The organism is Acinetobacter sp. ANC 4779, from assembly GCF_004331055.1.
In the GTDB taxonomy this organism is placed as follows: domain Bacteria; phylum Pseudomonadota; class Gammaproteobacteria; order Pseudomonadales; family Moraxellaceae; genus Acinetobacter.
This window is the reverse complement of record NZ_SJNU01000018.1, coordinates 77517-83719: the sequence shown is the minus strand read 5'-3', so window position 1 is coordinate 83719 and position 6203 is coordinate 77517. Positions and strand designations below refer to the sequence as shown.

8 protein-coding genes and 1 pseudogene are annotated in these 6203 nt (G+C 36.6%); 8 read left to right on the top strand and 1 reads right to left on the bottom strand.

The window, feature by feature from the left end; all coding sequences use genetic code 11:
* From E0H80_RS16010 to E0H80_RS15975, 8 genes and pseudogenes are all read left to right on the top strand, one after another.
* Positions 1 to 427 (top strand): VOC family protein (locus E0H80_RS16010; protein WP_131367363.1); only part of this gene is annotated, 427 nt, incomplete at its 5' end.
* Between the two features lie 12 nt (positions 428 to 439).
* On the top strand, positions 440 to 1192 hold the full coding sequence (locus tag E0H80_RS16005) for an IclR family transcriptional regulator (RefSeq protein ID WP_131367361.1): 753 nt from the start codon (positions 440 to 442) through the stop codon (positions 1190 to 1192).
* 500 nt (positions 1193 to 1692) lie between these two features.
* Positions 1693 to 2259: a recombinase family protein gene (locus E0H80_RS16000; RefSeq protein ID WP_131367359.1), complete on the top strand. Its 567-nt coding sequence runs from the start codon at positions 1693 to 1695 to the stop codon at positions 2257 to 2259.
* 362 nt (positions 2260 to 2621) lie between these two features.
* Positions 2622 to 3172 (top strand): annotated as a pseudogene (locus E0H80_RS16940) (cation diffusion facilitator family transporter).
* Positions 3136 to 3501, top strand: coding sequence for a hypothetical protein (locus E0H80_RS16935; protein ID WP_228260014.1), 366 nt, complete (start codon positions 3136 to 3138; stop codon positions 3499 to 3501). Before E0H80_RS16940 ends, E0H80_RS16935 begins: the two are co-directional and overlap by 37 nt.
* A gap of 272 nt (positions 3502 to 3773) precedes the next feature.
* A complete protein-coding gene (locus tag E0H80_RS15985; protein ID WP_131367357.1) occupies positions 3774 to 4052 on the top strand; it encodes an ArsR/SmtB family transcription factor in 279 nt (92 codons plus the stop codon).
* A gap of 10 nt (positions 4053 to 4062) precedes the next feature.
* Positions 4063 to 5082, top strand: a complete 1020-nt coding sequence (locus E0H80_RS15980; RefSeq protein WP_131367355.1) for a permease — start codon at positions 4063 to 4065, stop codon at positions 5080 to 5082.
* A 21-nt stretch (positions 5083 to 5103) separates the two neighbouring features.
* Positions 5104 to 5343: a thioredoxin family protein gene (locus E0H80_RS15975; protein ID WP_131367353.1), complete on the top strand. Its 240-nt coding sequence runs from the start codon at positions 5104 to 5106 to the stop codon at positions 5341 to 5343.
* Between the two features lie 77 nt (positions 5344 to 5420).
* Here E0H80_RS15975 and E0H80_RS15970 read toward each other — a convergent pair whose 3' ends face one another.
* Positions 5421 to 5876, bottom strand: coding sequence for a universal stress protein (locus tag E0H80_RS15970; protein ID WP_131367351.1), 456 nt, complete (start codon positions 5874 to 5876; stop codon positions 5421 to 5423).
* Between the last annotated feature and the right edge of the window lie 327 nt (positions 5877 to 6203).

Below are 6203 nucleotides of genomic sequence, written 5' to 3'. Positions count from 1 at the left end.
ACGAGGTAAAGTACAGCTGGTGTTTTTAAGTCGTGATCCAAAAACACATCATCAAATTGTGTTGGCAAGTGGACGTCCAGAAGAAAATATTTTTAATCCGATAAATCAAATATCTTTAGAAGCAGATTCTTTAGAAACCTTGCAAGAATTATTTTTGAATTTTAAAGCATTGAATGTCCCAAATATTGATGCTATTACCCATGGCAATGCAATCTCATTCTATGCGCCAGATCCTGAAGGGAATCGCTTAGAATTATTTATTGACACACCTTGGTATGTTTCACAACCAATGAAAGTTCCATTAGATTTGACATTAGATGCTCAAAAAATCATGAGTATTGTGGAAGGTCATGCACGAGAACTACCAGGTTTTTGCCCAAGAGTGGAGTGGGAAGGTAGAATGCAACAATTAATGTCAGCTAGCTAAACAGAGGAAAGAATGTCTACATCCAACAATATGTTGCAAATTTTGACCTTATTCACAATAGAACAACCTGTTTTGGATGCAGACACCATTTGTGAAAAATTGGAATTTTCAAAACCTACAGGTTACCGATATATTAAAGACTTGGTGGTACATGGTCTTTTGGAGCGTTTGTATGGGGGACAATATACTTTAGGTCCACGTATTTCAGTAATGGATTATATTGCCCAACGCTCTAATCCTGTTATTCAGTTAAGTATTCCGCTAATGAAAGATATTGTGGAACAGACGGAATTCAATTGCTGTTTAACACAATTTTATGAAGACTATTGTTTGGATATCTATCATGAAAGTTGTAAGGAAACGACTTTATTAGCATATGGACGGGGCCGACCAAGACCAGCGTATGCGGGTGCAGCACCAAAAGTTATCCTAGCCAATACTGCCACGAAAATTCAAAAATCAATCTTTCAAAAATACAATGAGCAATTTCTTACATCAGATTTTGCGCAAGATGAAGCGACGTTTATTCAAAAGCTGAATGAAATTAAAAAGCAGGGCTATTACTTTTCAAAAGGTGAATTGGAATCGCATTTAGGCGCAATTGCTGTCCCAATCATTTATTCAAATAGAGCTTTTCCAATCTCACTCAGTATTGTGGGGTCAGTAAAACGTTTCAATCTTATAAATGTTGAAACTATTGTCGATATATTGAGTCAATCTGCAAAATTTATTGAAAGTGAATTCAAGAAAATAGATTCTGATTAGGTATAAGAGGTGTACTTTGATTACATCTAGATTCCACTAATGTACGTAAAGTTATTTAGTGTTTACAGGACTGAAATTTACCATTTGAGCATATGTATATCCAGTTCATGGTGATAAAAACCATAATAAGCTAGACACTTTAAATGGGTTTGAACATTTTTTAGCTCAAATTCTTATTTTAAATTTTATAGCCCAAACATTCCTGTTTGGGCTTTTTTATGATTTTTTATTTTCCGCATTTAATCTCTAACCCATGTTTCACGAATTTGATTAGCTTAATGACTTAATTGGACTAATAACTTTATCTGCCACTTATGAGTCAAACCAAAATCTTTATTAAAAATTTGTTACTTTAGACTGTACCCTAAAGTAACAATATGAAAGTTGGTAAAACCATGTATCATTTAAATGATTTTTAACCATATATAACATGTAACTTTGATATTAAAGATTTATAATTTACAAAATTGTTCATTTTTATCTAATTGGGGCGTGAAAAAATGAAAGGTCAAAAAGTAGGTTATGTCCGGGTGAGTTCGGTCGAGCAAAATACTGGGCGTCAACTTGAGGGAATTGAAGTCGACCGGATTTTTGTCGACCGCGCTTCAGGTAAAAATACTGACCGACCGAAATTTCAAGAAATGTTGAACTATGTTCGGGAAGGGGACAGGGTGATTGTTCATTCCATGGATCGTTTTGCGCGAAGCCTGAAAGATTTGGTCACTGAAGTAGATAAACTGGTCAAACGAGGGATCGCCATCCAGTTTATAAAAGAAAATATTATTTTTACCGCCCAATCTACCCCGATGGATAATTTGATGCTGCAACTGATGGGAGCTTTTGCACAGTTCGAACGTGAAATTATTCTGGAACGGCAAAAGGAAGGAATTAAACTCGCCTCGGCTCAAGGGAAGTACAAAGGCCGGGTACATAAATTGAAGCCTGATCAAGCTGACGCTTTGCGACAAGCATGGAAGGAAGGGAAGTATCCTTCAAAAATGGCATTAGGCCAGGCATTTGGAATTAGTCGCCAAGCGGTATACCGTTATTTAAAAGCCGATGAATAACTCAATTGAATTTTACGACTATATTTAGTTTAGCTTATGTAAGCCCAAAATATAAATGTCCGGTTTCTCCAAAGTAAAAATGTCCGCTTTTAGAATACCAAATTCACACTAAGTATTTGATTTTTTATTTTTATAAATTAAAAGATCAACAAGCTAAAAGACGAATACGAGTTCGGATTGACTATGTAGAAGATAGAAATTTCGGAGATACTGAACCTGTTAGTGAAGGGATATCTGAGTTACGTTTACTATTCTTGGTATATAGCCGGTTGCTATAAGATTCCTTTGAAAAATAAGAAATTGCTTTGAAGTTTAAAATGCTTTAATTACTAATAATAATTTCTTTGGAATATTTACTGATTATGTCTCATTCTCATATCCACGGGACAGTCAATTATGGAACTGCTTTTGCAATAGGTATTGTATTAAATTTAGGATTCGTGGCAATTGAAGCAATTTATGGCTGGCATACGGGCTCTATGGCCTTACTGGCAGATGCAGGGCATAACTTAACTGATGTCGGGGGTTACTTTTGGCTTGGGCTGCCTATAGTGTAGCTAAGCTGCAGTCTAATCGACGGCATACTTATGGCTGGAAAAAAGCTTCTATTCTGGCAAGCTTTATTAATGCAGTCTTGATTTTATTTGCCATGTTTGCTTTAGCATGGGAATCTATACAACGTATTCAGTCTCCAAGTCCTGTAGCAGCAATCACCGTTATGGTGGTGGCGGCAATCGGCGTGGCGGTGAATTTGAGTACAGCTTTTTTATTTCTAAAAAATAGTCAGCATGATTTGAATATCAGAGGAGCCTTTCTACATATGGCGGCAGATGCCGTTGTTTCTGTCGGGGTGGTGATTGCTGGGGCTTTATACTTATGGCAGGGCTGGTTATCGCCATTATTATCATTCTAGGAACCTTTTCATTATTCAAGCAATCTTTACATTTACTTTTTGATGGTGTGCCAGATCAAGTCAATCTTTTGGAAGTGAGAAACTGTTTATTGAATACACCGAGTGTCGTGACTTTGCATGATTTACATATCTGGAGTATGAGTACCCTGGAGAACGCATTAACAGTACATGTGGTTTATGATGAAAAATTACAAAGTGCGGATGCCTTGTTGACAGTAATTACTGAATCTTTACATCATCATTTTGATCTCAACCATGTGACTGTACAGCTAGAATCCATCGATTATGCTGAACATTGTGAGATGAACCATAAAGATCATGTTTCATAGACATGTGTTATTTAGCAGCCCCTGCAGAAACCCTATATTTTGTATTGTCGATCAGAAGTGGTTGTAGATATTCTTCCTTTGCCACAGTAAGGTACTTTTATTAAAAAAGATGGAAAAATCATTATTGATGGAAATGGTAAGCATTTAAAATAAAAAAATAATTTATTGTGAAAGCCCAGAAAAATGGGCTTTTTTATTTTCCATATCACATTGACAGTGATCAATATAATTTACATACTGGTTATATTAGACTCAATCAAGGAATGTGTAGATTGAACAATCTTCAGGCCTGTCATTTATATAAAGCTCTAACCGACGAAACGCGGATTAAAATTTTACAAACACTGCATTCAGGTGAATGTTGTGCCTGTGAACTATTGAAAAATTTATCAATTACGCAATCTACGCTCTCACATCACATGAAGTGCCTGACTGAACTTGGTCTAGTCAAGGGGAGAAAAGATGGACGCTGGATGCATTATTCACTAAATACCCCTTGTACCGAACAGCTGTATTCATTCACTAAAACACTTTTAGTCGGTCAAGGTTAGGGGGATTTAAATGGACAGTATTATTGCAATCTTTGCTTGGTTAAATAGCGTCCTGTTGAAAATGACATGGCTATCGGATGGGGTTGCCTGGCTCGTTGAAAATATCTTAGGTTTATCGATTGCCACACAAGTCGGTGGCAGCGTGCATTTTTTTATCTATGATGTCATTAAAATTTTTATACTTTTAAGTGTCCTGATCTATTCACTTTCATATATCCAGAGCTATTTCCCTCCAGAACGAACCAGACAAATTCTGGGACGCATGAAAGGTATTAAAGCCAATATCATGGGTGCCTTACTGGGAACCATTACCCCATTTTGTTCCTGTTCATCTATTCCTATCTTTATTGGTTTTACTCGGGCCGGTTTGCCTGTCGGCGTGACATTCTCCTTTCTGATTTCCTCTCCCTTGGTCGATTTAGCTTCGATCATTTTATTAGCCAGTATCTTCAACTGGAAAATTGCCATGATCTACGTGGTACTCGGTCTGATTCTGGCAGTCCTGGGTGGTTCACTCATCAGCTTTTTCAAAATGGAAAGGTATGTCGCTGAATTTGTCACTCAAAATTCTGCGGTGCAAGGTGATGAAGATTTTAAAATGTCCGCGAAAGAGCGTCGCGAATTTGCCTGGGAGCAGGTGGTCGAAATTTTCCGGAAAGTCTGGATCTATGTCTTGATCGGTGTCGGTATTGGTGCTGCGATTCATAACTGGATTCCAGCACAGTGGATTACGACCTTATTAGGACAAGATAACTGGTATTCAGTGCTTGTTGCGACTGTGGTCGGCATGCCGATGTACGCAGATATCTTTGGAACTTTACCTATCGCAGAAGCATTGGTCGCTAAAGGTGTGGGCTTAGGTACAGTTTTGGCCTTTATGATGGCGGTGACAGCACTTTCGCTGCCATCGTTAATTTTGTTAAAGCAAGTCGTGAAGAAACAATTGCTCAGCCTTTTTGTCGCGATTGTTTTTGTTGGTATTTTAATCATTGGATATAGTCTAAATTTAGTTGGTCAGTTCTTTATATAAAGCAGTCTCAGGAGATTAGAAATGCAGATTAAAGTTATGGGTACAGGTTGTCGTAAATGTAAGGCTTTACTAGCAGCGACAGAAGAAGCAGTGAAAAACAGTGGTGTACAGGCTGAAATTGAGTATGTCACCGACATGATCAAGATTGCTGAAACAGGTTTGATGAGTACGCCTGGTCTAGTCATTAATGATAAAATTGTCTCAAGCGGTAAAGTATTAGAAGCTCAAGCAGTGGCTGAGTTAATTGAAAAAAACAAGTAAATTGAGTTATTGAAATTTAAGTTTAAAAACCAGTTGCTCCGGCAACTGGTTTTTTATTTGAATGAATAAGAGCAGATTTATTGCTTAACAATAAGTACCGGCAATGGTGAGATTTTTAATACTTCTTCAGCTACACTGCCTAGAGTCAGTTTCTGTATACCCTTACGTCCATGAGATCCCATAATAATGAGGCTAACATCCAGTTCTTCTGAGACTTTGACAATATTTTTTGCAGAAACTTCAGCTTTAATTATTTTTGTTTCAAACTCACTCACGCTTTGATTAGCACATATTTTCTCTGCTTCTGTTAAAGCATGCTTTGCATTGAGACAAGCTTCATCAAAATATGCTTTCATGGTCTTAGCATCTGCACCGAAATAATAAAAGTCAGCGTTTACAAAGGGATTCTCTTCTACAATGCTAATAATAGTAAGTTTACTCTCAAGAGAATTGGCCAAAATTGTGGCTTGTTTTAAAGCGGCGAAGGCACTCTCAGAGCCATCGATAGGAACCAAAATATTCTTATTAGCCATTGAACAATCCTTAATACCCATAATTTTTAAAACCAATTTTATTCATAGCACAGCATGGAAATGCGGACAATTTTAATCCGACTTTTCCAGCTTGGATTATACTAAAGACATTATTTTCTAATTTTTATTTATATTATTTACTAGATATGTGGATATTTGCATTATCAAATGTGGGATCTATGGATCGTATTGAGTTTTTTAACTGCTAGATTGAGAAGATCATAAATCACAAAAAATATTGTTGAAAATACCTTCAAACATAGGTTTATGCAACAAAGCCTTTTTTAGTCTTTATTAGCTTGATATATATTTTTATTCAAAATTTAA